Source organism: Pseudomonas sp. B12(2026) (genome assembly GCF_057767015.1).
In genome coordinates this window covers 5,564,783-5,588,197 of record NZ_CM173430.1, presented here as the reverse complement: position 1 = coordinate 5,588,197, position 23,415 = coordinate 5,564,783, and the positions used below count along the sequence as shown (strand labels likewise).

The 23,415-nt window shown below is 66.9% G+C and carries 24 protein-coding genes; 13 read left to right on the top strand and 11 right to left on the bottom strand.

Features of this window, described 5'->3' with window-relative positions:
* Positions 1–48: 48 nt before the first annotated feature.
* From AC3B6A_RS25930 to AC3B6A_RS25920, 3 genes are all read left to right on the top strand, one after another.
* Positions 49–714 (top strand): fumarylacetoacetate hydrolase family protein, encoded by a 666-nt coding sequence (locus AC3B6A_RS25930; RefSeq protein ID WP_488399963.1) that lies wholly within the window; start codon positions 49–51, stop codon positions 712–714.
* 84 nt (positions 715–798) lie between these two features.
* The gene (locus tag AC3B6A_RS25925; protein ID WP_488399962.1) at positions 799–1,719 is read left to right on the top strand and encodes an SdiA-regulated domain-containing protein; all 921 of its coding nucleotides are present in this window, start codon (positions 799–801) and stop codon (positions 1,717–1,719) included.
* A 112-nt stretch (positions 1,720–1,831) separates the two neighbouring features.
* Positions 1,832–2,206 carry a NirD/YgiW/YdeI family stress tolerance protein gene (locus tag AC3B6A_RS25920; protein WP_488399961.1) on the top strand — a complete coding sequence of 125 codons (375 nt, stop codon included), beginning with the start codon at positions 1,832–1,834 and terminating at the stop codon, positions 2,204–2,206.
* A 164-nt stretch (positions 2,207–2,370) separates the two neighbouring features.
* On the opposite strand, the gene AC3B6A_RS25915 is transcribed toward AC3B6A_RS25920, so the two are convergent.
* The 7 genes from AC3B6A_RS25915 to AC3B6A_RS25885 all read right to left on the bottom strand — a co-directional run bounded on the left by AC3B6A_RS25915 (position 2,371) and on the right by AC3B6A_RS25885 (position 10,472).
* On the bottom strand, positions 2,371–3,402 hold the full coding sequence (locus AC3B6A_RS25915) for a histone deacetylase family protein (RefSeq protein ID WP_488399960.1): 1,032 nt from the start codon (positions 3,400–3,402) through the stop codon (positions 2,371–2,373).
* An 87-nt stretch (positions 3,403–3,489) separates the two neighbouring features.
* On the bottom strand, positions 3,490–4,875 hold the full coding sequence (locus AC3B6A_RS25910; protein WP_488399959.1) for an APC family permease: 1,386 nt from the start codon (positions 4,873–4,875) through the stop codon (positions 3,490–3,492).
* 397 nt (positions 4,876–5,272) lie between these two features.
* Positions 5,273–6,322 carry an ABC transporter substrate-binding protein gene (locus AC3B6A_RS25905; protein WP_488399958.1) on the bottom strand — a complete coding sequence of 350 codons (1,050 nt, stop codon included), beginning with the start codon at positions 6,320–6,322 and terminating at the stop codon, positions 5,273–5,275.
* A gap of 43 nt (positions 6,323–6,365) precedes the next feature.
* The gene (locus AC3B6A_RS25900; RefSeq protein ID WP_488399957.1) at positions 6,366–7,154 is read right to left on the bottom strand and encodes an ABC transporter permease; all 789 of its coding nucleotides are present in this window, start codon (positions 7,152–7,154) and stop codon (positions 6,366–6,368) included.
* Positions 7,151–8,065 (bottom strand): ABC transporter permease, encoded by a 915-nt coding sequence (locus AC3B6A_RS25895; RefSeq protein WP_488399956.1) that lies wholly within the window; start codon positions 8,063–8,065, stop codon positions 7,151–7,153. The genes AC3B6A_RS25900 and AC3B6A_RS25895 overlap by 4 nt, the downstream gene beginning before the upstream one ends.
* Entirely contained in the window at positions 8,062–9,111 is a 1,050-nt protein-coding gene (locus tag AC3B6A_RS25890; protein WP_488399955.1) for an ABC transporter ATP-binding protein, read from the bottom strand. The genes AC3B6A_RS25895 and AC3B6A_RS25890 overlap by 4 nt, the downstream gene beginning before the upstream one ends.
* Positions 9,112–9,455: 344 nt before the next feature.
* Positions 9,456–10,472, bottom strand: coding sequence for an AraC family transcriptional regulator (locus AC3B6A_RS25885; protein ID WP_488399954.1), 1,017 nt, complete (start codon positions 10,470–10,472; stop codon positions 9,456–9,458).
* Between the two features lie 138 nt (positions 10,473–10,610).
* Here AC3B6A_RS25885 and AC3B6A_RS25880 point away from each other — a divergent pair, with 138 nt between their 5' ends.
* Positions 10,611–11,546 carry an SdiA-regulated domain-containing protein gene (locus AC3B6A_RS25880; RefSeq protein ID WP_488399953.1) on the top strand — a complete coding sequence of 312 codons (936 nt, stop codon included), beginning with the start codon at positions 10,611–10,613 and terminating at the stop codon, positions 11,544–11,546.
* Positions 11,547–11,601: 55 nt separating this feature from the next.
* Entirely contained in the window at positions 11,602–12,375 is a 774-nt protein-coding gene (locus tag AC3B6A_RS25875) for a CatB-related O-acetyltransferase (RefSeq protein WP_488399952.1), read from the top strand.
* On the opposite strand, the gene AC3B6A_RS25870 is transcribed toward AC3B6A_RS25875, so the two are convergent.
* A complete protein-coding gene (locus tag AC3B6A_RS25870) occupies positions 12,339–12,671 on the bottom strand; it encodes a YegP family protein (RefSeq protein WP_488399951.1) in 333 nt (110 codons plus the stop codon). The two genes, AC3B6A_RS25875 and AC3B6A_RS25870, sit on opposite strands and share 37 nt — an antisense overlap.
* Before the next feature lie 91 nt (positions 12,672–12,762).
* The gene (gene rpiA, locus AC3B6A_RS25865; RefSeq protein ID WP_488399950.1) at positions 12,763–13,434 is read right to left on the bottom strand and encodes a ribose-5-phosphate isomerase RpiA; all 672 of its coding nucleotides are present in this window, start codon (positions 13,432–13,434) and stop codon (positions 12,763–12,765) included.
* A 202-nt stretch (positions 13,435–13,636) separates the two neighbouring features.
* On the opposite strand from rpiA, the gene ilvA reads away from it, so the two are divergent.
* The 3 genes from ilvA to AC3B6A_RS25850 all read left to right on the top strand — a co-directional run bounded on the left by ilvA (position 13,637) and on the right by AC3B6A_RS25850 (position 16,171).
* Entirely contained in the window at positions 13,637–15,151 is a 1,515-nt protein-coding gene (gene ilvA, locus AC3B6A_RS25860) for a threonine ammonia-lyase, biosynthetic (protein WP_488399949.1), read from the top strand.
* Between the two features lie 74 nt (positions 15,152–15,225).
* The gene (locus AC3B6A_RS25855) at positions 15,226–15,693 is read left to right on the top strand and encodes a DUF2269 domain-containing protein (RefSeq protein ID WP_488399948.1); all 468 of its coding nucleotides are present in this window, start codon (positions 15,226–15,228) and stop codon (positions 15,691–15,693) included.
* A gap of 10 nt (positions 15,694–15,703) precedes the next feature.
* The gene (locus AC3B6A_RS25850; RefSeq protein WP_488399947.1) at positions 15,704–16,171 is read left to right on the top strand and encodes a DUF2269 family protein; all 468 of its coding nucleotides are present in this window, start codon (positions 15,704–15,706) and stop codon (positions 16,169–16,171) included.
* A gap of 4 nt (positions 16,172–16,175) precedes the next feature.
* Here AC3B6A_RS25850 and AC3B6A_RS25845 read toward each other — a convergent pair whose 3' ends face one another.
* Entirely contained in the window at positions 16,176–16,832 is a 657-nt protein-coding gene (locus AC3B6A_RS25845) for a histidinol-phosphatase (RefSeq protein ID WP_488399946.1), read from the bottom strand.
* Between the two features lie 147 nt (positions 16,833–16,979).
* Here AC3B6A_RS25845 and AC3B6A_RS25840 point away from each other — a divergent pair, with 147 nt between their 5' ends.
* The 3 genes from AC3B6A_RS25840 (at position 16,980) to AC3B6A_RS25830 (ending at position 20,880) form a co-directional block, all read left to right on the top strand.
* Positions 16,980–17,459 carry an RNA pyrophosphohydrolase gene (locus AC3B6A_RS25840; RefSeq protein WP_488399945.1) on the top strand — a complete coding sequence of 160 codons (480 nt, stop codon included), beginning with the start codon at positions 16,980–16,982 and terminating at the stop codon, positions 17,457–17,459.
* A 33-nt stretch (positions 17,460–17,492) separates the two neighbouring features.
* Complete coding sequence (gene ptsP / locus AC3B6A_RS25835; RefSeq protein WP_488399944.1) at positions 17,493–19,772, top strand: phosphoenolpyruvate--protein phosphotransferase; 2,280 nt, start codon at positions 17,493–17,495, stop codon at positions 19,770–19,772.
* A gap of 82 nt (positions 19,773–19,854) precedes the next feature.
* Positions 19,855–20,880 carry a GGDEF domain-containing protein gene (locus AC3B6A_RS25830; RefSeq protein WP_488399943.1) on the top strand — a complete coding sequence of 342 codons (1,026 nt, stop codon included), beginning with the start codon at positions 19,855–19,857 and terminating at the stop codon, positions 20,878–20,880.
* Here the strand turns inward: AC3B6A_RS25830 and AC3B6A_RS25825 are convergent.
* The gene (locus tag AC3B6A_RS25825) at positions 20,877–21,623 is read right to left on the bottom strand and encodes an NRDE family protein (RefSeq protein WP_488399942.1); all 747 of its coding nucleotides are present in this window, start codon (positions 21,621–21,623) and stop codon (positions 20,877–20,879) included. The two genes, AC3B6A_RS25830 and AC3B6A_RS25825, sit on opposite strands and share 4 nt — an antisense overlap.
* Positions 21,624–21,738: 115 nt before the next feature.
* On the opposite strand from AC3B6A_RS25825, the gene AC3B6A_RS25820 reads away from it, so the two are divergent.
* Positions 21,739–22,521 (top strand): sulfite exporter TauE/SafE family protein, encoded by a 783-nt coding sequence (locus tag AC3B6A_RS25820; protein WP_488399941.1) that lies wholly within the window; start codon positions 21,739–21,741, stop codon positions 22,519–22,521.
* 20 nt (positions 22,522–22,541) lie between these two features.
* A complete protein-coding gene (gene lgt, locus AC3B6A_RS25815; RefSeq protein ID WP_488399940.1) occupies positions 22,542–23,342 on the top strand; it encodes a prolipoprotein diacylglyceryl transferase in 801 nt (266 codons plus the stop codon).
* The last annotated feature ends 73 nt before the right edge of the window (positions 23,343–23,415 follow it).

Genomic DNA, 23,415 nt, shown 5'->3' with positions numbered 1-23,415 from the left:
CGCGAGCCTTGCGCGGGTCATCTCTTCCATCCGTTGCAGGAGTCGGTCATGAGTTACCAGCATCAGTATGTCGATGGCACCCCGATCCATTTCACCCTGGGCAAGGTGGTCTGCGTCGGCCGCAACTACGCGGAGCACGCCAGGGAGCTGAACAACCCGGTGCCGACCGAGCCGCTGCTGTTCATCAAGCCCGGTTCCTGCGCCGTGCCGCCGGCCGGCGGCTTCGCCATTCCCGAGGACCGCGGCGCGGTGCACTACGAGGCGGAGATCGCCGTGCTGATCGGCAAGCCGCTGTCGCGCAAGCCCAGCGCCGAGGAAGTGCTGGACGCCATCTCCGGCTACGCCCCGGCGCTGGACCTGACCCTGCGCGACGTGCAGGCCAAACTGAAGGAGAAGGGCCTGCCCTGGGAGCTGGCCAAGTCCTTCGACGGCGCCTTCGTGCTGGCGCCCTTCGTCAGCGCCGACCACTTCCCGGACCCGACCGACATCGGCATCCGCCTGAGCATCGACGGCGAAGTCCGCCAGGACGGCAACAGCCGCGACATGCTCAACCCCATCGTGCCGCTGATCCAGCACATCTGCGGGCACTTCTCGCTGCAGCCGGGCGATGTGGTGTCCACCGGCACCCCGGTCGGCGTCGGCCCGCTTTCCAGCGGCAATGAGCTGGTGCTGGAACTTCCCGGCGCCAGTCGATTCGAAAGCCGCGTGCTTTAAACCGTTGTCCCGCCGAAGGCCGCCGTTTGTGCGGCCTTCGTGTATCGCGGGATGCCTTGTCCGTGCCTGCCAACAAGAGTCGCCATGACCATTTCCCCGCTTCGTCCCCGCTGGCTGCTGCTGGCGCTGCTGCTGCTCCTGATCGTGCTCGCCGTGCTGACCCAGCGCTTCCACTGGGACGAGCGCGCCCGTCTCTGGCTGCGCGAGCAGGACGCCAGCACGCAGGAGCGCACCGAGAGCGTCTGGCTGCCGGGCTACCGCGCGGTGATCCAGGCCAAGCAGCTCACCGGCGGCCTCGAAGGCCAGGAAGCCTCCGACCTGGCCTACAACCCGGTGACCGGCACCCTGTTCACCGTCACCGGCAAGAAGCCGCTGCTCGCCGAGCTGTCGCTGACCGGCGACGTGCTGCGGGTGATCCCGCTGCTGGGCATGTCCAACCCCGAGGGCGTGGCGGTGCTGGAGAGCGGCAATGTCGCCGTGACCGACGAACGACAGAATTCCCTGACCATCTTCCAGGTCGACCCGCAGACCCGCGAGCTGAGCACCGGCAAGCTGTCCAGCTTCGACCTGGGGCCGCGCGGGACCAAGAACAAGGGCATCGAGGGCATCGCCTGGGACCCGCGCCAGCACCGCCTGCTGTTCGGCCAGGAGCGTGGCCCGCTGGCGCTGTTCAGCCTGCCCAGCGATGGTGGCCCGGGCCTGAGCGGCGCCCTGCGGCCGCTGCCCAGCGACCTGCCGATGACCAACCTGTCGGCGCTGAGCATCGATCCGCGCACCGGCCACACCCTGGTGCTGTCGGCGGAGTCGCACCTGCTGCTGGAGCTGGACGAACAGGGCGAGCCGGTCAGCTTCATCAGCCTGCTCGGCGGCCTCAACGGCCTGCACGAGCGGATTCCGCGCGCCGAGGGCGTGGCCATCGACGGCCAGGGCACCATCTACATGGTCAGCGAGCCGGACCTGTTCTACGTGTTCAAGCGCGAGCCGGAGCAAGCCGGGGGAAATTGACCTGAAGCAGGGGGCGTGGGGCGTTTAAGCCTGGGTTCAGCCTGAATTCAGCGTCGGTTCAGGCAGGCAACACTATGCTGAGCCCATCGAAAACGCCCCAGGAGGCTCCTTCATGAAACTTCGTCATCTCCCCCTGATCGCCGCCGCAGGCCTGTTCTCCACCCTCACCCTGGCCGCCGGCTACACCGGCCCGGGCAGCGACGCCGCCCGTCCGGCGCCTGCCGGCCAGGTGACCACCGTGAAGGACGCCATGGCGGCCCGCGATGACACCCCGGCGGTTCTCGAAGGCACCATCGTCAAGCGCCTGCGCGGCGAGCACTACGAGTTCCGCGACGCCACCGGAACCATTCAGGTGGAAATCGACGACGACGACTGGCCGGCCGGTGCTTCGGTGTCGGAAAGCACCCGGGTGCGCCTGACCGGCGAAGTGGATCACGAGCGCAAGGGCGTCGAGATCGACGTGGACCGCGTCGAAGTCCTGCAGTAAGCGACAGCCATGAAAAGGCCGCGCGGGGAGCGATCCCGGCGCGGCCTTTTTGTTTTGCGCTTTTCTGTAGGAGCGAGCTTGCTCGCGAAAGATCGTCCCGGGCGCACCGGGGCATCGGCGGATTGCCGGGGTTCGCGAGCAAGCTCGCTCCTACAAGAGCTGCGTCAGCCGATGCTTTCGAAACCCTGCAGCACGTTCACGGCGTTGATGCCGATCTCCTCCACCGCGTAGCCGCCCTCCATGACGAACAGGGTCGGCAGGCCGAGCCTGCCGATGGCTTCGCCCATGCGCAGGTAGTCCGGGCTGTCCAGCTTGAACTGGGAGATCGGGTCGTCCTTGAAGGTGTCCACGCCCAGCGACACGACCAGCACGTCCGGCCTGTAGGCGGAGATCTGCCGGATCGCCGCCTGCAGCGCCAGGCTCCACACCGACCAGTCGCTGCCCGAGGCCAGCGGGTAGTTGAAGTTGAAGCCTTCGCCCACGCCCTGGCCCTTCTCGTCGGCGTAGCCGAGGAAGTAGGGGTATTCGAAGCGCGGGTCGCCGTGGATCGAGGTGAACAGCACGTCGGCGCGGTCGTAGAAGATGTCCTGGGTGCCGTTGCCGTGGTGGTAGTCCACGTCGAGGATGGCCACGCGGCTGGCGCCCTGGTCGAGGATCGACTGGGTGGCGATGGCGGCGTTGTTGAGGAAGCAGTAGCCGCCCATGAAGTCCGCCGAGGCATGGTGTCCCGGCGGGCGGCAGAGGGAGAACACCGAGCGCGCGCCCTTGGCCAGTTCGGCCTGGCCGGTCATGGCGACGTTCACCGAGCTGGTGATCGCCGCCCAGGTGCCGGCGGTGATCGGCGCGCCGGCGTCGAGGGAGTAGTAGCCCAGGCGGCCGTCGATGCTGTCGGGCTCTTTCTGCCGCAGGCGCCGGGTGGGCCAGGCGATGGGCAGCATGTCGTGGGTCCGGCCGGTGGCCAGCCAGTCGCGCCAGGCGTGCTGCAGGAAGCGCACGAAGCCTTCGTCGTGCACCCGCAGGATCGGCTCCAGCCCGAAGTCGCGCGGGGCCTGGATGTCGCCGAGGCGCACCGCCTTGACCCGGTCCAGCACCATGTCGGCGCGGCTGGGCTTCTCGAAGCAGGGGGTGAACTGGCCGCCGATCAGCTCGTGCTGACCGTGGTGCAAGCGATGGTCGTCGGTGTAGATCGTCAACATCACGCGCTCCTCATGGCGCCGGGTGGCGCCCGCTGGGTTCCGGTTTTCGGGGCGGGTCCGCCCCCCGGCCGGGGGACGGACAGCGGGTCAGGGGTTTTCCTCGAAGTTCACGCTCGGCGCCTTGCGGCGGAAACCGCCGGTATGCACCGCCAGGTAGGCGAAGCCGACGGCGAACCAGCCCAGGCCGACGATCAGGGTCAGCTGCGACAGGCTGGTCCACAGCCACAGGGTCAGGCACAGGCCGACGAAGGGAACCAGCCCGTACTTCAGCAGGTTGGCCGCGCCGCGGCGGCGCTCGACGCCCAGGTAGGTGCGGATCACCGCCAGGTTGACCACGGAGAAGGCCACCAGGGCGCCGAAGCTGATCATCGAGGCCAGGGTGGTGAGGTCCAGCACCACCGCCAGCAGGGAGATCACCGAGACCACCAGGATCGCCACCACCGGGGTCTGGAAGCGCGCGTGCAGGGTGCCGAACAGGCTGCGCGGGAGGATGCCGTCGCGGCCCATGGTGAACAGGATGCGCGACACCGAGGCCTGCGAGGCCAGCGCCGAGCCGATGCAGCCGGCGATGTAGGCGGCGGTGAAGACGTTGGCGAGGAACTGTCCGCCGGCCTTGAGCATCACCTCGTTGGCCGCCGAGTCGGCGTTCTGGAACACGCTGCCGGGGAACACCAGCTGGCTGATCACCGCCAGCAGGGTGAACAGCAGGCCGGCGATCACCGTGGTGATGATGATCGCGCGCGGGATGTCGCGGCGCGCGTCGCGGGTTTCCTCGGCCATGGTCGAGACCGCGTCGAAGCCGAGGAACGACAGGCAGAGCACCGCGGCGCCGGCCATCAGCGGGGCGAAGCCGGGCTTGCTGCCGTCGCCTGTGAAGGCCACCGAAATGTCCAGCGCGGGGCCGCCGGCGAGGCTGTTCAGCGACATCGCCACGAACACCAGGATGAACACCAGCTGGGCGCCGACGATCAGGTTGCTCATGCCGGCCACCTGGCTGATGCCGACCACGTTGAGCACGGTGACCAGGGCGATGGAGGCGACCACGAAGACCCAGGCGGGGATTTCCGGGAAGGCGATGTTCATGAACAGGCCGATGAGCAGGTAGTTGATCATCGGCAGGAACAGGTAGTCGAGCAGCAGCGACCAGCCGGACAGGAAGCCGACCGCCGGGCCGAAGCTCAGGCTGGTGTAGGAGTAGGCGGAGCCGGCGATCGGGTACTTGCGCACCATGAAGCTGTAGGAGGCGGCGGTGAACAGCATCGCCAGCAGGGTGATCAGGTAGGAGGTGGCGGTGCGCCCGCCGGTCATCTCGGTGACCACGCCGTAGGTGGTGAACATGGTCAGCGGGACCATGTAGACCAGGCCGAAGAAGACCAGGGCGGGCAGCCCCAGTACGCGTTTCAGGCGGGCGTCGGCGAAGGCCGCGTCACCCTGGGTGGTGTGTGTGGTGCTGGCGCTGTATTGGCTGGCCATGGGGGATTCCTCGCGATTGTCGTGGCGCTTGCAGGGCGCGCGATGGGCCGGCGGTCGGTGGCCGTCCGGCGGTCGTCGGGCGGCGGATCAGCCGCTGCGGTGACGACGGGCGAGGAATGAAGGGCTGTGCTGCGGGGTGACGCAAAAACTGGTCATGGGCGCTCTCGGGATATTGTTCTTGTGGATGACGCGCTCGCGTTCCCTCGGGGTCTTCCGCGCCACTTGCGGTGGCGCCGGAGCTGGCCGCCTTGCCAGCCGGCCCCTGCGCGAGCCATCCGACTCTAGCAACCGGCGGTGGCCCCGCAGAACCTCGCAAAGGGTCAAAAAGGGATCGAGATGGCCAGCTTTCCTGTCAGGGAACACCCGGCGCGCACCGCCGCGCCGGGTGTCCTGCGGGTCACTTCTTCAGCTTGGTCCACACCTTGGAGCGCAGTTGCAGCGCCTTGGGCGAGCACAGCTGGAAGGCCTTCAGGCGGTCGAGCTTCTCGGCCGGGGTGTTGATCGCCGGGTCGTCGAACAGCTCCTTGTCCATGTACTTGTCCGAGCCTTCGACGGCGTTGTTGTACTTGGCGAAGTTGGAGGCCAGGGCGATGTTTTCCGGCTGCATCATCCAGTTCAGGAAGGCGTGGGCTTCCTTGATGTTGGTGGCGTCCTTGGGGATGGTCAGGTTGTCGATGAACAGGCGCACGCCTTCCTTGGGATAGACGTAGACCAGGCTGCCGCGCTGGGCGTGGGCGCGGTGGAAGGCGCCGTTCCACTGCTGGTGCATGGAGACTTCGCCGGCGGCCATGCGCTCGATGGTGCCGTCGCTGTTGTACATGGCCAGCATCGGTTTCTGCTTGAGCAGCAGGTCCTGGATCTTCGCTGCTTCCTTCGGGTCCTCGGTGCATTCGTTGACGCCCAGGTAGTAGGACGCCGGGGCGTACAGTTCCTCGATGGAGTTGAGCGCCACCACCTTGCCCTTCAGCTCGGCCGGCGGCTCGAAGAACGGCTTCCAGCTTTCGTCCAGCTTGCCGCCGGGGACCTGGGCGCTGTCGTAGCTGTAGCCGGTGGTGCCCCACAGGTAGGGCACGGAGTAGTCGTGGCCCGGGTCGTAGCTCAGGTTGCGGAACTTCTCCTTGAGGTTGGCCAGGTTCGGCAGCTGCGCCTTGTCGAGCTTCTGCAGCAGGTCTTCCTTGACGAAGATCTCGATGAAGCTGTCCGACGGCACCACCACGTCGTAGGCGCCGCCGCCGGCCTTGAGCTTGGCCAGCAGGGTTTCGTTGCTGTCGTAGGAGTCCAGGGTGGCGTGGATGCCGGTGTCCTTCTCGAATTTCTTCAGCAGGTCCGGCGGGAAGTAGTCGGACCAGTTGGCGAAGTGCAGCGTGCCCTCGGCATGGGCACTGCCGGCCAGCAGCAGGCTGGCGGCGAGGATCGTGCGGGCGATGGGGGTACGGCGGAATTTCATCGGTGAAGCTCCTTGCAATGTTGTTTTGATTGGCGGCAGGAGGTCAGCGGCGACGCTGGCCGACGTAGTACGACAACGCAACGAACGCGATGGAAATCAACAGTATTATTGAGGATATGGCGTTGATCTTCGGGGAAATGCCCATGCGGATGGAGCTGAAGATGTACACCGGCAAGGTGGTGGCGCCGGCGCCGGCGACGAAGTAGGTGATGACGAAGTCGTCCATCGAGATGATGAACGCCAGCATCGCGCCGGAGAGGATGCCCGGCATCAGCAGCGGGAAGGTCACCTTCCAGAAGGTCTTCCAGGGCGAGGCGTAGAGGTCCGCCGCCGCTTCGGCCAGGCGCGGGTCCATGCCTTCGAGGCGGGCGCGGATCGGCAGGTAGGCGAAGGGGATGCAGAACACGATGTGCGCCAGCAGGATGGTGAACAGCGACAGCTTCAGGCCGATGAAGGCGAAGAACATCAGGGTCGCCACCGCGGTGACGATCTCCGGCACCAGCAGCGGCAGGCCGAGCACGCCGCTCATCAGCGTCTGCCCGCGGAACCCCCGGCCGCGCATGCCCAGTGCGGCAAGGGTGGCCAGGGTGGTGGCGATGACGGTGGCGAGGCTGGCGACGATCAGCGAGTTCTTCGCCGCGCGGAGGATTTCCGGGTCGTCCGCCACCACCGCGTACCATTTCAGGCTGAAGCTCTCCCACAGCGTCGCCGACTGCCCGCTGTTGAAGCTCAGCACCACCAGCACGATGATCGGGATGTAGAGGAAGGCGAAGAACAGCCAGGCGGCGGGCCTGACCCCGGTGAAACTCCAGAGCGGGTTGGCCGACTTCATGGATGACCTCCATTGGCGCCCTGCTTGAACCTCATGCTGTAGATCAGCATCGCCAGCAGCACGAAGGCCAGCAGGGCGAAGGACAGCGCCGCGCCGAACGGCCAGTTGTGCGCCGTGCCGAACTGCAGCTGGATCAGGTTGCCGATCATCAGCGACTTACCGCCTCCCAGCAGCTCGGGAATGATGTAGCTGCCCAGCGAGGGGATGAACACCAGGATGCAGCCGGCGACGATGCCGGGCATGGACAGCGGGATGATGATCCGCCTGAGCGCCTTCCAGCGGTTGGCGCCGAGGTCGAAGGCGGCCTCCACCAGGCGCCAGTCCATCTTCTCCAGGCTGGTGTAGATCGGCAGGACCATGAACGGCAGGTAGGTGTAGAGCAGGCCGATGATCACCGCGTTGTCGGTGTAGAGGATGCCCAGCGAGGCATTGGAAAAGCCCAGCCCGTGCAGCCCCTCGTCGATCAGCCCGCCGTTGCGCAGCAGCAGCATCCAGGCGTAGACGCGCACCAGCAGGTTGGTCCAGAACGGCACCGTGACCAGGAACAGCAGCAGGTTGCGCCGGCGCTCGTCCTGCAGCGCCAGGTACAGCGCGGTGGGGAAGCCGATCAGCAGGCAGCCCAGGGTGGTCAGGATCGACAGCCAGAACGAGCGCTGGAAGATGCCCAGGTAGTCGGCGTTGAACGCCAGGCTGTCGTCCAGGTCGCGTTCCCAGAGGAAGTTGATGTAGGCCTCGACGGTGTGCTGGCCCCATTTCACGCCGCCGTAGTCCCCCGGTGCCTGGATCGACACGGCGAACATGATGCCCAGCGGCAGCACGAGGAGGACCACCAGCATGATCATCGCCGGGCTGGTCAGGGCCAGGCGGTTGAACAGCGATCTGCGCTCGGCCTGGGCGCGCAGCGTACTCATTCGGCCAGCACCCGGATGGCGGTGGCGGGAACGCGGACCCGCACCCGCGCGCCGGGCGCGTGGGTGGAAAGGGCGCCGTCGCGGTTCTGCTGGCGCACCCGGAAGCCGCCCTGACCGGCGACGTTGAGGTGGTACACGGTGTCGGTGCCGACGTAGACGATGTTCTCCACCACGCCTTCGAGCTGGCCGTCGTGGGCGAGCTCGGTGCGCTCCGGGCGGATCGCCAGGGTCACCTTGCCCGGCACGGTGGTGGCGGCCGGCAGCAGCTGGCCGTCGGGCAGGCGCACGTTGTCGCCGCTGGATTCGCCTTCGAGGAAGTTGGTCTCGCCGATGAAGTCGGCCACCAGGCGGTTGACCGGCGCCTCGTAGATTTCCGTCGGCGTGCCGATCTGCATGACCTTGCCACGGCTCATCACCGCGATGCGGTCGGACATGGTCAGGGCTTCTTCCTGGTCGTGGGTGACGAAGATGAAGGTGATGCCGGTCTCGTGCTGCAGGCGCTTGAGCTCGATCTGCATCTCCTTGCGCAGCTTGAGGTCCAGCGCCGAGAGGGATTCGTCGAGCAGCAGCACCTTGGGCCGGCTGGCCAGCGCGCGGGCCAGGGCGATGCGCTGCTGCTGGCCGCCGGAGAGCTGGTCGGCGCGGCGCGAGCCGACGTCCGGCAGGCGCACCAGGTCGAGCATCTTCTGCACCGTGGCGTCGATGTCGCCGCGGCTCTTGCCCTGCATTTCCAGGCCGAAGGCGATGTTCTGCGCCACCGTCATGTGCGGGAACAGGGCATAGCTCTGGAACACGGTGTTGACCGGGCGGCGGAAGGGCGGGAGGCCTTCCATCGCATCGCCGTAGAGGCGGATGCTGCCGGAGGAGGGTTGTTCGAAACCGGCGATCAGTCGCAGCAAGGTGGTCTTGCCGCAGCCCGAAGGCCCGAGGAGGGTGAAGAACTCGTTGGCGCGGATTTCCAGTGACACGTCGTCCAGGGCCTTGAGGCCTTGTCCGGGTGTACCGAACTCCATGCATATCCGCTCGATGGTGATCGCGCTGGTCATGCTGGTACCATGCAGTTAAGCAGTTGTTATTGTTGAGGTTTTACGGTTTCTTGGGCCGTTTCACCTAGCTGCGGATTGATAATGACCAAGCGCCGGGACGCGCAGAACGATAGATCAGGCCAATAAGGGATAAATCAGGCCAAGTTGAAAATGCCCTCTGGAAGGTCGGATTTCGGGCGTCGGGGGATCGCTGTTTGCAACGGCTCAAGGCGCGCGCGCAGGCAGGAATGACCGGTTCTGGCACGCTCGTAGGATGGGTGGAGCGAAGCGATACCCATGCTGTCGGTGCCGGGCTGATGGGTATCGCTTCGCTCCACGCCATCCTACGAAAAGCACTCCAGGGATCAGCCCCGATACAGGCTCGGACTCGCCCCGCTCCAGCGCTGGAAGGCATGGCGGAAGCTGGCCGTCTCGCTGTAGCCCAACTGCTCGGCGATCAGGTAGATCGGCAGGTCGGTGTCCTTGAGCAGCTGCCGCGCGCGGTCGAAGCGCACCTCGTCGAGCACCTGCTGGTAACTGGTGTTGTGCTGCTGCAGGTGGCGGCGCAGGGTGCGGGTGGAGCGGTGCAGGTGGCGCGCCACGGCGTCCAGGCTGGCGCTGTCCTGCAGGTGGCTGGTCAGGTGCTGGCGCAATTGTTCGATCACGTCGCCGCGGCTGCTGAGCGTCGCGCTCATGCGCAGGCACTGCTGCACGCCGTGGTGGCAGCTCACCGGATCGGCCAGCGGCAGCGGGCGGTCGAGCAGCGCCGGACTGAAGCACAGCGCGCTGGTCGGCGCGCCGAACTCCACCGGGCAGCCCAGGCGTTCGGTGTAGGTCGCCGCGTGCAGCGGCGGCCGGTAGGCCAGCAGCAGGCGGCGCGGGCGCACCGACTCGCCGAGCAGGTCGCGGATCACCGTGAGCAATGACGTCAGGCACAGCTCGGTGTTGAACACCGTCAGCTCCGGCGCGTAGCGGTAGCCGTCGGCGGTCAGCCGCACCTCGTCGCCGTGCGGCGCCAGGGCCAGGCGGAAGTAGGTGCCGAGCAGGTCGGGCAGGGCCAGTGCCAGTTGCAGCGCATCGCGCAGGGTCGGGCTGGCGAGCATGCTGTAGCCGAGGATGCCGTAGGCCGAGACATGCATGCGCAGGCCGAGGTAGAGGCCCAGCGCCGGGTCGTGGTGGCAGCCCAGGGCGTTGGCGAAGACCCGCAGTTCCTGGGCATGGGTGATGAGCTTCTGTGGGGTCAGCAGGTCCGCCTCGTCGATGCCGCTGCCCTCCAGCAGCCGCTGGCGCGGTATGCCCGCGTGATGCAGCACCTCGGTGGCCAGCACCACGGTGTGCAGGGTGGCTTGCGCGCGTTGTTCGGGAAGCAGGGACGTGGCCATCGGATAACCTTTCGCAACGGTCGACGGGGCTTGCGCTTAACTCACTCTAGCTTGCAGAAAAGTCCTACGCAGCCGTTAAGGTAGGCTTCAGCGGCTCCCGCGAAACTCCACTGTCAGACTGATCCTATCGAGCCATCCATGCGCCGCCTGCTCAAACCCCGTCGCCTTGTTCTGCTTCTGTCGTTGATTGCCTTGGCCATGTTGATTGCCCTGGAGCAGAGCTTCCATGTCTACGAGCGTGGCTGGTTCATATTCAAGGAGTGGCGCCATGCCGCTGAGTGGCAGGAAAAGTCTCTCTGGCTACCTGATTACCGCGTCGTGCTGGAGGCTCAGCCCATTCATGGGTTGGACGATGATGTCTCGGCGCTGACCTTCGACCCGGACCGCCAGACACTGTTCACCGTGACCAATCAGCCTGCGCAGATTATCGAGCTATCCCTCGAGGGGGCTGTGCTGCGCAAGATCACCTTGGAAGATTTTGGCGACACCGAAGCTATCGAGTACATCAGCAAGGGTGTCTACGTGCTCAGTGATGAGCGCCGCCAGCGCCTTTTCCGGGTTGTCCTGACCGACGAAACGCTGCATCTCGACGCCAGCCAGGCCCAGCAGTTGTCCCTGAAGTTGGGCAAGGCCGGTAACAAGGGCTTCGAGGGACTCGCCTATGACTCAGTCGGCAAGCGCCTCTTCGTTGCCAAAGAACGCGACCCGGTCCGAATCTACGAGGTCCGCGGCTTTCCTCAGGTGCAGGAGGGACAGCCCTTTGCCGTCCATGTCGTGGATAGCTCGGAGTACAACCGCAACCTGTTCGTCCGCGATCTCTCCAGCCTGCAATACGACGAGCGCAGCGGCCACCTGCTGGCGCTCTCCGATGAATCCCGGCTGGTGCTGGAGCTGAGCGCCGATGGTGATCCGATCAGTTCGCTGTCCTTGCTGCGCGGCATGCAGGGCTTACGGCGCAGCGTGCCGCAGGCCGAGGGCATCGCCCTGGACGACAGCGGGACGCTGTATCTGGTCAGCGAACCGAACCTCTTCTACGTGTTCCGCAAGCCGGTGGCGGACATGGAGTCGGAGTGACAAAAGGGATACAGTTGCCGCCCCCAAAATCAGTGGCGTTACCTCGGGAGCGGCCATGAACATCATCAAGGAAGCCCTGATCAACCGACGCCTCAAAAAGGCGCTCGACAGCCACCAATGCCGCCTGGCCGGCGGCATCAAGTCACTGCGCGACGGTGCGCGGCTGATCCTGGAGCCGGGCGTGAAGATCGGCAAGGCGGCGATCTTCTCCCGGGAGCTGGAAATCGGCGCCTACACCGATATCGTCAGCGGCGTCGAATTCCGCCATGTGTCGCGTATCGGCCGTTATTGCTCGATCGCCACCAAGGTGGTCATCGGCCAGGCGCGCCAGTCGCATCCCATCGACTGGCTGACCACCCACCATTTCGCCTCCAACCCCAAGCTGATCAAGCGTCCGATCAAGCGCGACCATCCCTGCCGCCCGACCGTGATCGGTCATGACGTCTGGATTGGCCGTGATGTTCTGATCCTCGACGGCGTCGAGATCGGTACGGGGGCGATCATTGGCGCGCAATCCCTGATCAATCGCGATGTACCGCCCTATGCCATCGTCGCTGGAACACCGGCACGGGTGATCCGCTACCGCTTCGAACCCGAGATGATCGAGAGGCTGCTGGCCAGCCGTTGGTGGGAATTGCCCCTGGGCGTGCTGGGCGAGCTGCCGCTGGACGACCCGCAGGCCTGCCTGGAGGCATTGGCGCATCAGGCGCCGGAGGCATCTTCGGCCCCGCGGCGCCTGCAGCTCGACTCCAGGCCGTTTCGCACGAGCCTGTTGCCGGTTTCGCGGCCGCCTCAGGCCTCGTCGCTGAGCACAGCCTCCGGCGCATAGCGCTTCACCGCCGCCACGCCGGCCTCGGCGCTGGCCTGGCTGGCGTACATCTGGCTCTGGCCGACGACCTGGCCGTTGGTGGCCTTGAGCACGAAATAGTGCTTGCCGTTGCTGGACGGCTTCACCTCGAAGGCGCCGTCGCGCTGGGAGTTCTTGCGCACCGATTCGATGCCGTCCAGCGCCGAGGCCTTGGCCTTGTACAGCTCGCTGGTCAGCACGATCTCGCCGTTGCTGGCGTGCAGGTTGAAGTGGAACTGGCCATCACTGGCCTTCTTGAGATGGTACTTGCCGGCCATGCCGTTTCTCCGCTGGGTTGAAGGTAACCACCAGCGTAGACGGTCGCGCGCGAAATGCAGGGCGTCATCGGGCGGATGGCGCCCCGGCGGTTCAGGCCTTGAGGGTCTTCACGCCTTCGGCGGTGCCGAGCAGCAGCAGGTCGGCCGGGCGCGCGGCGAACAGGCCGTTGGTGACCACGCCGACGATGTTGTTGATCGCCTCTTCCAGCTGCACCGGGCTGTCGATGCGCAGGTTGTGCACGTCGAGGATGATGTTGCCGTTGTCGGTCAGCACGCCCTCGCGGTACACCGGGTCGCCGCCCAGCTTCACCAGCTGGCGGGCCACGTGGCTGCGGGCCATGGGGATGACTTCCACCGGCAGCGGGAAGGCGCCGAGGATCGGTACCAGCTTGCTGGCGTCGGCGATGCAGATGAACTGCTTGGCCACCGCGGCGACGATCTTCTCGCGGGTCAGCGCGGCGCCGCCGCCCTTGATCAGCTCCAGGCGCTCGTTGGTCTCGTCGGCGCCGTCGACGTAGAACTCCAGCTCGCTGACCGTGTTCAGGTCGTAGACCGGGATGCCGTGGCCCTTCAGGCGCGCGGCGGTGGCTTCGGAGCTGGCCACGGCGCCGTCGAATTCGGCCTTGTGCTTGGCCAGCAGGTCGATGAAGAAGTTGGCGGTGGAGCCGGTGCCCACGCCGACGATGCTCTGGCTGTCGAGGTGCGGAAGGATGTGGTCGACGGCGGCCTGGGCCACTGCCTGCTTGAGCTGATCCTGGTTCATGGCGGACTGTCTTCTGGATGGTCGGCGCGGCGGGCGCCCGGGAAGGTGGGAAGCGACGAATTATAGCGGCCGCGGGCGCCTCGGTGTTGCGCCGCCGGGCAACTGTTATGGTCATCTGCGCGCGGATTGTTCGGTGGCCCGCCCGGCGGTGCCTGGAGTAGACTCGCAAATCCTCGAAAAAGCCGCCGATGTAGCCCTCCCGATGCTCGAACAATACGTCAAGAAGATCCTCACCTCGCGCGTCTACGACGTTGCCGTGGAAACGCCCCTGCAGCCCGCCCGCCAGCTCTCCGAGCGCCTGGGCAACCAGATTCTGCTCAAGCGCGAAGACCTGCAGCCGGTGTTCTCCTTCAAGATTCGCGGCGCCTACAACAAGCTGGCGCAACTGACCCCGGAGGAACTGGCGCGCGGCGTGGTCACCGCCTCGGCCGGCAACCATGCCCAGGGCGTGGCGCTGGCGGCGCGTGAGCTGGGGGTCAAGGCGACCATCGTGATGCCGCGCACCACGCCGGAGCTCAAGGTGCAGGGCGTGCGCGCCCGCGGCGGCAAGGCCGTGCTGCACGGCGATGCCTTCCCCGAGGCGCTGGCGTATTCGCTGAAACTGGTGGAAGAGAAGGGCTACGTCTACATCCACCCCTACGACGATCCGGAAGTGATCGCCGGCCAGGGCACGGTGGCGATGGAAATCCTCCGCCAGCACCCGGGGCGCCTGGATGCGATCTTCGTCCCGGTCGGCGGCGGCGGCCTGATCGCCGGCATCGCCGCCTACGTCAAGTACCTGCGCCCGGAGATCAAGGTGATCGGCGTCGAGCCGGACGACTCCAACTGCCTGCAGGCCGCCATGGCCGCCGGCGAGCGCGTGGTCCTCGGGCAGGTCGGGCTGTTCGCCGACGGCGTCGCCGTGGCGCAGATCGGCCAGCACACCTTCGACCTGTGCAGGGAGTACGTCGACGAGGTGATCACCGTCAGCACCGACGAGATCTGCGCGGCGATCAAGGACATCTACGACGACACCCGCTCGATCACCGAGCCGGCCGGCGCGCTGGCGGTGGCGGGGATCAAGAAGTACGTCGAGCGCGAGAGCGCCAGCGGGCAGACCCTGGTGGCCATCGACTCGGGCGCCAACATCAACTTCGACCGCCTGCGCCACGTGGCCGAGCGCGCCGAGCTGGGTGAGAAGCGCGAGGCGATCATCGCGGTGACCATCCCCGAGCGTCCGGGCAGCTTCAAGGCCTTCTGCGAGGCCATCGGCAAGCGCCAGATCACCGAGTTCAACTACCGCTACAACACCGACCGCGAGGCGCACATCTTCGTCGGCGTGCAGACCCACCCGGAGAACGACCCGCGCGCGGCGCTGGTGCAGCAGCTGCAGGAGCAGGGCTTCCCGGTGCTGGACCTGACCGACAACGAGCTGGCCAAGCTGCACATCCGCCACATGGTCGGCGGCCACTCGCCGCGGGTCAGCGGCGAGCAGGTGTTCCGCTTCGAGTTCCCCGAGCGGCCCGGCGCGCTGTTCAACTTCCTCAACCGCCTGGGCGGGCGCTGGAACATCACCCTGTTCCACTACCGCAACCACGGCGCCGCCGACGGCCGCGTGGTCGCCGGCCTGCAGGTGCCGGAAGACGAGCGCCACCTGGTGGCGGCCGCGCTGGAAGAGATCGGCTACCCCTACTGGGACGAGACGGACAACCCGGCCTATCGCCTGTTCCTCGGCTGACGCCGGGGCGCGGGGCCGCCGCGGCGGGTGCTAGTCTTCGCTGAACGCAGGATTGTTCACAGGAACGCATGACCATGGAAAGCTACCAGACCTTCCGAATCCTCCACGGCGTCGCGGCGGTGCTGCCGTTCCTCGCCATCATCGGCCTGGCCTGGTACGGCTGGCGCAGCTGGCGCGGCGGCGACGCCGGAAAGATCGCCACGGCGCTGCAGCGCATCGGCCTGGCCGGCTGGGTGCTGGTCGCCGGCAGCATCGCCAGCCTGCCGGTCACCGGCTGGCAGATGGTGCATGGCGCAGGCCTGCCGCTGGGGCAGAGCTGGCTGCTGGGCAGCGCCTGCCTGCTGATCGTCGCGACCGTCTTCTGGCTGCTGTTCACCACCCGCCTGTGGCGCATCCGCGAGCTGGCCCTGGCCGCACAGGGCGGCGGCGAACCGATCGCCGCGCGTGCGGGGCGCGAGTGGAAGTTCGGCCTGGCCTTCTTCGTCCTCGCGCTGCTGTGCGTGATCGCGATCCTGGCGCTGATGATCGGCAAGCCGGTGTGATGCGCGTTTCGTGAGCTTCTACCTGCTGCTCAAGACCCTGCACATCCTTTCCTCCACGCTGCTCTTCGGCACCGGCCTGGGCTCGGCCTACTACGCCTGGCGGGCGTGGCGCAGCGGCAGCCTGGAGGCGATCCGCGTCACCTTCCGCCACCTGGTCACCGCCGACTGGCTGTTCATCGCCACCACGGCGGTATTCCAGCCGCTGAGCGGCATCGCCATGGCGCATATCGCCGGCTGGCCGCTGGATTCGGGCTGGCTGCTCGCGAGCCTGTCGCTGTATGTCTTCGCCGGCGCCTGCTGGCTGCCGGTGGTCTGGCTGCAGATCCGCGTGCGCGACATGGCCGAGGCGGCGCACCGCGACGGTGCGGCGCTGCCGCCGCGGGCCTTCCTCTATATGCGCTGGTGGTTCGTCCTGGGCTGGCCGGCGTTCCTGGCCTTCCTGGCGATTTTCCAGCTGATGGTGAGCAAGACGCTCTGAGGGCTCAGTCGCGCAGGCTGATCACCGGCCAGCCGCGCTCGATGGCGGTGGCGCGCAGGGTGTCGTCGGGGTCGACGGCCACGGGGTTGGCCACCAGCTCCAGCAGCGGCAGGTCGTTGCGCGAGTCGCTGTAGAACCAGGAGTCGTCCAGCGTCAGGCCGGTCTCGCCGAGCCAGCGCTGCAGGCGGGTCACCTTGCCGCCCTGGAAGCAGGGCACGTCGCAGGTCTGGCCGGTGTAGCGGCCGTCCTGCATCCCGCACTCGGTGGCGATCAGCGTGTCCACCCCCAGGCGTTCGGCGATGGGGCCGGTGACGAAGCGGTTGGTGGCGGTGATGATCACCAGCTTGTCGCCGGAGGCGCGGTGCTCGGCCAGCAGGGCCTCGCCCTTGGCCAGGATGATCGGCTCGATGACCTCATCCATGAACTGGCGATGCCAGATGGCCAGCTGCTCCAGGCTGTTGCGGCCGAGGATCGCCTGGGTGAAGGCCTGGTAGGCGAACACGTCCAGGGTGCCGGCGACGTAGTCGGCATAGAAGGCGTCGTTGCGCGCCTGGTACTCGCCGGTTTCGACCAGGCCGCGCTGGCACAGCCATTCGCCCCAGCTGTGGTCGCTGTCGCCGGCCAGGAGGGTGTTGTCGAGATCGAAGAGAGCCAGTCGCACGTCGGATTACCCAGGGTTGCCAATGCTGGAAAGCCGCCTAGAGTAACGGCTTTTGCCGGCCCTGCCCATGATGCCGCGCCTCGCGTTGCCGCTGTCACGAGCTTTGTGGAACAATGCGGGCACACGCGATTTCGAGGATGTACCGCCGTGATCGATCCCGATGGTTTTCGCCCCAATGTCGGCATCATCCTTTGCAACGATGTCGGACAGGTACTGTGGGCACGGCGCATCAACCAGGAAGCCTGGCAATTCCCGCAGGGGGGCATCAATGCCCGTGAGACCCCGGAGGAAGCGCTGTTCCGCGAGTTGAACGAAGAGATTGGCCTGGAACAACAGGATGTGAAGATCCTCGCCTGTACCCGTGGCTGGCTGCGTTACCGCCTGCCGCAACGCCTGGTGCGGACCAACAGCCAGCCGCTGTGCATCGGGCAGAAGCAGAAATGGTTCCTCCTGCGCCTGACCGGCGAGGAGAGCCGGGTGCGCATGGACGTGACCGGCAAGCCGGAGTTCGATGGCTGGCGCTGGGTCAGCTACTGGTATCCGCTCGGACAGGTCGTGACCTTCAAGCGCGAGGTCTACCGCCGGGCCCTGAAGGAATTGGCACCGCGCCTGCTGGCGCGCGACTAGCGAACGCGAGATCAAGGAGTTAGACCCCGAGCCATGCTCAACACGCTGCGTAAGATCGTCCAGGAAGTGAACTCCGCCAAGGATCTCAAGGCGGCGCTGGGCATCATCGTGCAGCGCGTGAAGGAGGCCATGGGCACCCAGGTGTGCTCGGTCTACCTGCTGGACGCCGACAGCAACCGCTTCGTGCTGATGGCCACCGAGGGCTTGAACAAGCGCTCCATCGGCAAGGTGAGCATGGCGCCGAACGAGGGCCTGGTCGGCCTGGTCGGCACCCGCGAGGAGCCGCTGAACCTCGAGAACGCCTCCGAACACCCCCGCTACCGCTACTTCGCCGAGACCGGCGAGGAACGCTACGCCTCCTTTCTCGGCGCGCCGATCATCCACCACCGCCGGGTGATGGGCGTTCTGGTGGTGCAGCAGAAGGAAAAGCGCCAGTTCGACGAAGGCGAGGAAGCCTTCCTCGTCACCATGAGCGCGCAGCTCGCCGGCGTGATCGCCCACGCCGAGGCCACCGGTTCGATCCGTGGCCTGGGCAAGCTCGGCAAGGGCATCAGCGAAGCCAAGTTCGTCGGTGTCCCCGGCGCGCCCGGCGTGGCCGTGGGCAAGGCCGTGGTGGTGCTGCCGCCGGCCGACCTGGAAGTGGTCCCGGACAAGCCGATCGACGACGTCGAGGCCGAGGTCGAGCTGTTCAAGCAGGCGCTGGAAGCGGTCCGCGTGGACATGCGCAACCTCTCCAGCAAGCTGGCCACCCAGCTGCGCAAGGAAGAACGCGCGCTGTTCGACGTCTACCTGATGATGCTCGACGACGCCTCCATCGGCCTCGAGGTCAAGCGCATCATCCGCTCCGGCCAGTGGGCCCAGGGCGCCCTGCGCCAGGTGGTGATGGAGCACGTGCAACGCTTCGAACTGATGGACGACGCCTACCTGCGCGAGCGCGCCTCGGATGTGAAGGACATCGGCCGGCGCATCCTCGCCTACCTGCAGGAAGAGCGTAAGCAGACCCTTTCCTACCCGGACCAGACCATCATCGTCAGCGAGGAGCTGTCGCCGGCCATGCTCGGCGAAGTGCCCGAGGGCAAGCTGGTGGGCCTGATATCGGTGCTCGGCTCGGGCAACTCCCACGTCGCCATCCTCGCCCGCGCCATGGGCATCCCGACCGTCATGGGCGCGGTCGACCTGCCGTATTCCAAGGTCGACGGCATCGACCTGATCGTCGACGGCTATCACGGCGAGATCTACACCAACCCGTCGCCGCAACTGGTCAAGCAGTACGGCGACGTGGTCGCCGAGGAAAAGGAACTGAGCAAGGGCCTGGCCGCGTTGCGTGAGCTGCCCTGCGAGACGCTGGACGGCCATCGCATGCCGCTGTGGGTCAACACCGGTCTGCTGGCGGACGTGGCGCGCGCCCAGGAGCGCGGCGCCGAAGGCGTCGGCCTGTACCGCACCGAAGTGCCGTTCATGATCAACGACCGCTTCCCCAGCGAGAAGGAACAGCTCGCCATCTACCGCGAGCAGCTCTCGGCCTTCCATCCGCTGCCGGTGACCATGCGCACCCTGGACATCGGCGGCGACAAGTCGCTGTCCTACTTCCCGATCAAGGAAGACAACCCCTTCCTCGGCTGGCGCGGCATCCGCGTTACCCTCGACCACCCGGAAATCTTCCTGGTGCAGACCCGTGCCATGCTCAAGGCCAGCGAGGGCCTGGACAACCTGCGCATCCTGCTGCCGATGATCTCCGGCACCCACGAGCTGGAAGAGGCGCTGCACCTGATCCACCGCGCCTGGGGCGAAGTGCGCGACGAGGGCGTGGACATCCCCATGCCGCCCATCGGCATGATGGTGGAGATCCCCGCGGCGGTGTACCAGACCCGCGAGCTGTCGCGCCAGGTGGACTTCCTCTCGGTCGGCTCCAACGACCTGACCCAGTACCTGCTGGCGGTGGACCGCAACAACCCGCGCGTCGCCGACCTCTACGACTACCTGCACCCGGCCGTGCTGCAGGCGCTGAAGAAGGTGGTCGACGACGCCCACGCCGAGGGCAAGCCGGTGAGCATCTGCGGCGAGATGGCTGGCGATCCCGCGGCCGCCGTGCTACTGATGGCTATGGGCTTCGATTCGCTGTCGATGAACGCCACCAACCTGCCCAAGGTGAAGTGGCTGCTGCGGCAGATGACGCTGTCCAAGGCGCGCGAACTGCTCGGCCAGTTGATGACCTTCGACAACCCGCAGGTCATCCACAGTTCGCTGCACCTCGCCCTGCGCAACCTGGGCCTGGGCCGCGTGATCAACCCCGCGGCCACCATCCAGGCCTGACGCCAGGCTCCAATCCTCCCGGATCCGTGCATGACCGGGGCTCGAAGACGGTGAGGCCGGCGCGCCGGCCAAGGCGAAGCTTATGGAAGAGCTCGACGTCGGCCCCGGCACAGACCCCTACGAAAGCGCCCGCACCTTGCGCTATGCGCTGGACATCGTCAGCGATGGCATCTGGGACTGGCACATCCGCAGCAACCACGTCAGCCGCAGTCCCGGCTGGTACACCATGCTCGGCTACGGCGCGGACAGCCTGCCGGAAAACGTCGCCACCTGGCATGAAGTGATCCACCCGGAAGACTTCCAGCGGGTGATGGACGGCTTCAATGCCTACATCGAGGGACGCAGCGCGTGGTACGCCGAGGAATACCGCTGCCGCTGCCGCGATGGCGGCTACCTGTGGGTCAGCGATCACGGCCGCTTCGTCGAGTTCGACGAGGCCGGTCGGGCGACCCGGATGATCGGTGCGCACCGCAATATCCACGAGCGCAAGCTGGCCGAGCTGGCGCTGCAGCAGAAGAACCTCGAACTGCAGGAACTCAACCAGCAGCTGGAAGCGCTGGTGGAGGCGCGCACCGAGGCGTTGCGCCGGGCCAACCAGGCGCTCGCCGAGCAGGCCGCGATAGCGCTGCGCCTCTCCGAGATCGACCCGCTGACGCAGATCGCCAACCGCCGCCGCTTCGAACAGCAGATGCACGCCGAGTGGCAGCGCCTGCAGCGCCACGGCCATGCCTGCGCGCTGATGATGTTCGACCTCGACCACTTCAAGCGCATCAACGACAGCCTCGGCCATCCGGCCGGCGACCGGGTATTGGTGGCCGTGGCGGAAACCGTGCGGCGGCGGCTGCGCGAGGAAGACTGCTTCGCCCGCTGGGGCGGCGAGGAGTTCATCGTGCTGCTGCCGGAAACCAGCTGCGAAGAGGCGCGGGAACTGGCCGAACGGCTGCGCCTGAGCCTGCGCCGCGCGGACACCTCGCTGCCGGTGCAACTGACCGCCAGCTTCGCGGTCACCGCCATGCGCCCCGCGGAGGACCTGATGCTGCTGCTGCGCCGGCTGGACGACGGGCTCTACCGCGCCAAGCAGCAGCGCGACTGCATCGTGACCTGCTAGAGGCTCAGACGCACATCGCCCAGGCGCGCGCCGCTGGGGCCGAAGCTGCGCTCCAGCAGCTCGCGGCGGCCGTCCGCGTGGACGATCAGCGCCGTGCTGGCGCGGGTGCCGTAGTTCGGGCTGGCGATGAACACGCTCGACAGCAGCTTCTCGGTGGCCAGGCCGACGCCGGTTTCGGGCAGCTCCGCGTCGCCGGCCTGGTGCCCGTCGGCCAGCAGATCGACCAGCGTTCCGGCATCCGGCCGTTCCAGCTGTGTCTCCAGGGACGTGCGGGCCCTGAGCAGCTTCGGCCAGGGCGTGTCCAGCGCGGCATTGGACAGGCCGTGCACACCGGGCGCCACGGCCGTCGGCGGGCCGACGCGCGGGTTGAAGTAGCAGAGCTGCTGCGCATTCCCGACCAGCAGGTTGAAGCCGCTGTAGTCGCTGGCGCGGCGTGCGACCTGCTGCAGGTACTCCAGCGGCGCCTGCCGGCCCTGCAGGAAGGCGGCGACCAGCTCGCCCCGCGAGCGCGGCCCCAGCGGCTGGCCGGGATCACGGACGTTGGTCAGCGCGGCGAAGCGCCCGCCGGGAGCGACGCCCATCCAGGTGCCGCCGGCCTCCAGGTCGCGGCCGGCGTACAGGCCGGGAAAATCCTCCCACGCCGCCAGCGGCAGGGTGGGGCGGGCGTAGAACTCGTCGCGGTTGGCCGCGACGATCAGCGGCGTGGCGTGCTCGGGGCGCCAGGCGAAGACGATCAGGCACATGGGGCGAACTCCGTGGTGTGTCGGCAGTCTATCAACATCCGCCGATGTCCCGGAGTGGCTGGAGCGCCCGGGAGGCATCGGCTACCATGCCCGCTTTGTTCACGGAAGGTTGCCCATGGAGTTCGTGCTCTACCTGGTGCTGGGCGCCTGTGCCGGCGTGCTGGCGGGTCTGTTCGGCGTCGGCGGTGGGCTGATCATCGTTCCGGTGCTGGTCTTCAGCTTCACCGCCCACGGCTTCTCGCCCGAGGTGCTGACGCAGATGGCGGTCGGCACCTCGCTGGCGACCATCGTCTTCACCTCGGCCAATTCGATTCTCGAGCATCACCGCCGTGGCGCGGTGCGCTGGCCGCTGTTCGTCTGGATGACCGTCGGCATCCTGCTTGGCAGCGCGCTGGGCGCGATCACCGCGTCGAAGATCCAGGGGCCGGTGCTGCAGAAGATCATCGGTGTGTTCGCCATCCTGGTGTCGATCCAGATGGCGCTCGGCCTGCAGCCCAAGGGCGACGGCACCCCACCCGGGCGCACCGGCCTGGGTCTCGCCGGCGTGGTGATCGGCTGGGCCTCGGCGATCTTCGGCATCGGCGGCGGCTCGCTGACCGTGCCTTTCCTGTCCTGGCGCGGCGTCTCCATGCAGCAGGCGGTGGCGACTTCCGCCGCCTGCGGGCTGCCGATCGCCATCGCCGGTGCGATATCGTTCATCGCCGTCGGCTGGCACAACGCCCAGTTGCCGGAAATGAGCGTCGGCTTCGTCTACCTGCCGGCGCTGCTGGGCATCGCCGTGACCAGCATGTTCTTCGCGCGCATCGGGGCGCGGCTGGCGCACCGCCTGCCGGCGAAAGTCCTGAAGCGCCTGTTCGCCCTGCTGCTGTTCAGCGTGGGCTTGAGTTTCCTGATCTGAGTTTTTGCTAGGAGAAGCGGATGCTGCCTTATCCACAGATCGACCCGGTTGCGGTAGCGCTCGGGCCGCTGAAAATCCACTGGTACGGCCTGATGTACCTGATCGGCATCGGCGGCGCCTGGCTGCTGGCGTCGCGCAAGCTCGCGCAGTTCGATCCGGCCTGGACCAAGGAGAAGCTCTCCGACCTGGTGTTCTGGGTGGCCTGCGGCGTGGTGCTGGGCGGTCGCCTGGGCTACGTGCTGTTCTACAACCTGGAGGAATACATCGCCAATCCGACGCTGATCTTCGAGGTGTGGAAGGGCGGCATGTCGTTCCACGGCGGCCTGATCGGCGTGATGCTGGCGACCTGGTGGTTCGGCAAGCGCAATCACAAGAGCTTCTTCCAGCTGATGGATTTCATCGCGCCGCTGGTGCCGATCGGCCTGGGTGCCGGGCGTATCGGCAACTTCATCAACGGCGAGCTGTGGGGCAAGGTGACCGACGTGCCCTGGGCGATGATCTTCCCCACCGGCGGCCCGGAGCCGCGCCATCCGTCGCAGCTGTACCAGTTCGCCCTGGAAGGCGTGGCGCTGTTCGCCGTGCTCTGGCTGTTCACCCGCAAGCCGCGTCCGACCGCCTCGGTCTCCGGCCTGTTCGTGCTGTGCTACGGCATCTTCCGCTTCATCGTCGAGTTCGTCCGCGTGCCGGACGCCCAGCTGGGCTACCTGGCCTGGGGCTGGCTGACCATGGGCCAGCTGCTGTGCGTGCCGATGGTCCTCGGCGGCATCGCGCTGATGATCTGGGCCTACCGCCGCGCACCGGCGCAGCCGGCGGCGAACTGAGCATCGCCTGAATGAAAGAGCCCGCCGATTGGCGGGCTTTTTCATTGGCGGCTTTTCGCAGGAGCGGACTCCG

Excerpts from the sequence above, each read along its gene's own strand:
- AC3B6A_RS25920 (WP_488399961.1), top strand. The coding sequence starts at position 1,832 with ATGAAACTTCGTCATCTCCCCCTGATCGCCGCCGCAGGCCTGTTCTCC.
- AC3B6A_RS25890 (WP_488399955.1), bottom strand. The coding sequence starts at position 9,111 with ATGACCAGCGCGATCACCATCGAGCGGATATGCATGGAGTTCGGTACA.
- AC3B6A_RS25820 (WP_488399941.1), top strand. The coding sequence starts at position 21,739 with ATGGAGTTCGTGCTCTACCTGGTGCTGGGCGCCTGTGCCGGCGTGCTG.
- AC3B6A_RS25900 (WP_488399957.1), bottom strand. The coding sequence starts at position 7,154 with ATGAAGTCGGCCAACCCGCTCTGGAGTTTCACCGGGGTCAGGCCCGCC.
- AC3B6A_RS25885 (WP_488399954.1), bottom strand. The coding sequence starts at position 10,472 with ATGGCCACGTCCCTGCTTCCCGAACAACGCGCGCAAGCCACCCTGCAC.
- AC3B6A_RS25880 (WP_488399953.1), top strand. The coding sequence starts at position 10,611 with ATGCGCCGCCTGCTCAAACCCCGTCGCCTTGTTCTGCTTCTGTCGTTG.
- lgt (WP_488399940.1), top strand. The coding sequence starts at position 22,542 with ATGCTGCCTTATCCACAGATCGACCCGGTTGCGGTAGCGCTCGGGCCG.
- AC3B6A_RS25905 (WP_488399958.1), bottom strand. The coding sequence starts at position 6,322 with ATGAAATTCCGCCGTACCCCCATCGCCCGCACGATCCTCGCCGCCAGC.
- AC3B6A_RS25910 (WP_488399959.1), bottom strand. The coding sequence starts at position 4,875 with ATGGCCAGCCAATACAGCGCCAGCACCACACACACCACCCAGGGTGAC.
- AC3B6A_RS25855 (WP_488399948.1), top strand. The coding sequence starts at position 15,226 with ATGGAAAGCTACCAGACCTTCCGAATCCTCCACGGCGTCGCGGCGGTG.
- ilvA (WP_488399949.1), top strand. The coding sequence starts at position 13,637 with ATGCTCGAACAATACGTCAAGAAGATCCTCACCTCGCGCGTCTACGAC.
- AC3B6A_RS25825 (WP_488399942.1), bottom strand. The coding sequence starts at position 21,623 with ATGTGCCTGATCGTCTTCGCCTGGCGCCCCGAGCACGCCACGCCGCTG.
- AC3B6A_RS25895 (WP_488399956.1), bottom strand. The coding sequence starts at position 8,065 with ATGAGTACGCTGCGCGCCCAGGCCGAGCGCAGATCGCTGTTCAACCGC.
- AC3B6A_RS25915 (WP_488399960.1), bottom strand. The coding sequence starts at position 3,402 with ATGTTGACGATCTACACCGACGACCATCGCTTGCACCACGGTCAGCAC.
- rpiA (WP_488399950.1), bottom strand. The coding sequence starts at position 13,434 with ATGAACCAGGATCAGCTCAAGCAGGCAGTGGCCCAGGCCGCCGTCGAC.
- ptsP (WP_488399944.1), top strand. The coding sequence starts at position 17,493 with ATGCTCAACACGCTGCGTAAGATCGTCCAGGAAGTGAACTCCGCCAAG.
- AC3B6A_RS25925 (WP_488399962.1), top strand. The coding sequence starts at position 799 with ATGACCATTTCCCCGCTTCGTCCCCGCTGGCTGCTGCTGGCGCTGCTG.
- AC3B6A_RS25870 (WP_488399951.1), bottom strand. The coding sequence starts at position 12,671 with ATGGCCGGCAAGTACCATCTCAAGAAGGCCAGTGATGGCCAGTTCCAC.
- AC3B6A_RS25830 (WP_488399943.1), top strand. The coding sequence starts at position 19,855 with ATGGAAGAGCTCGACGTCGGCCCCGGCACAGACCCCTACGAAAGCGCC.
- AC3B6A_RS25930 (WP_488399963.1), top strand. The coding sequence starts at position 49 with ATGAGTTACCAGCATCAGTATGTCGATGGCACCCCGATCCATTTCACC.
- AC3B6A_RS25875 (WP_488399952.1), top strand. The coding sequence starts at position 11,602 with ATGAACATCATCAAGGAAGCCCTGATCAACCGACGCCTCAAAAAGGCG.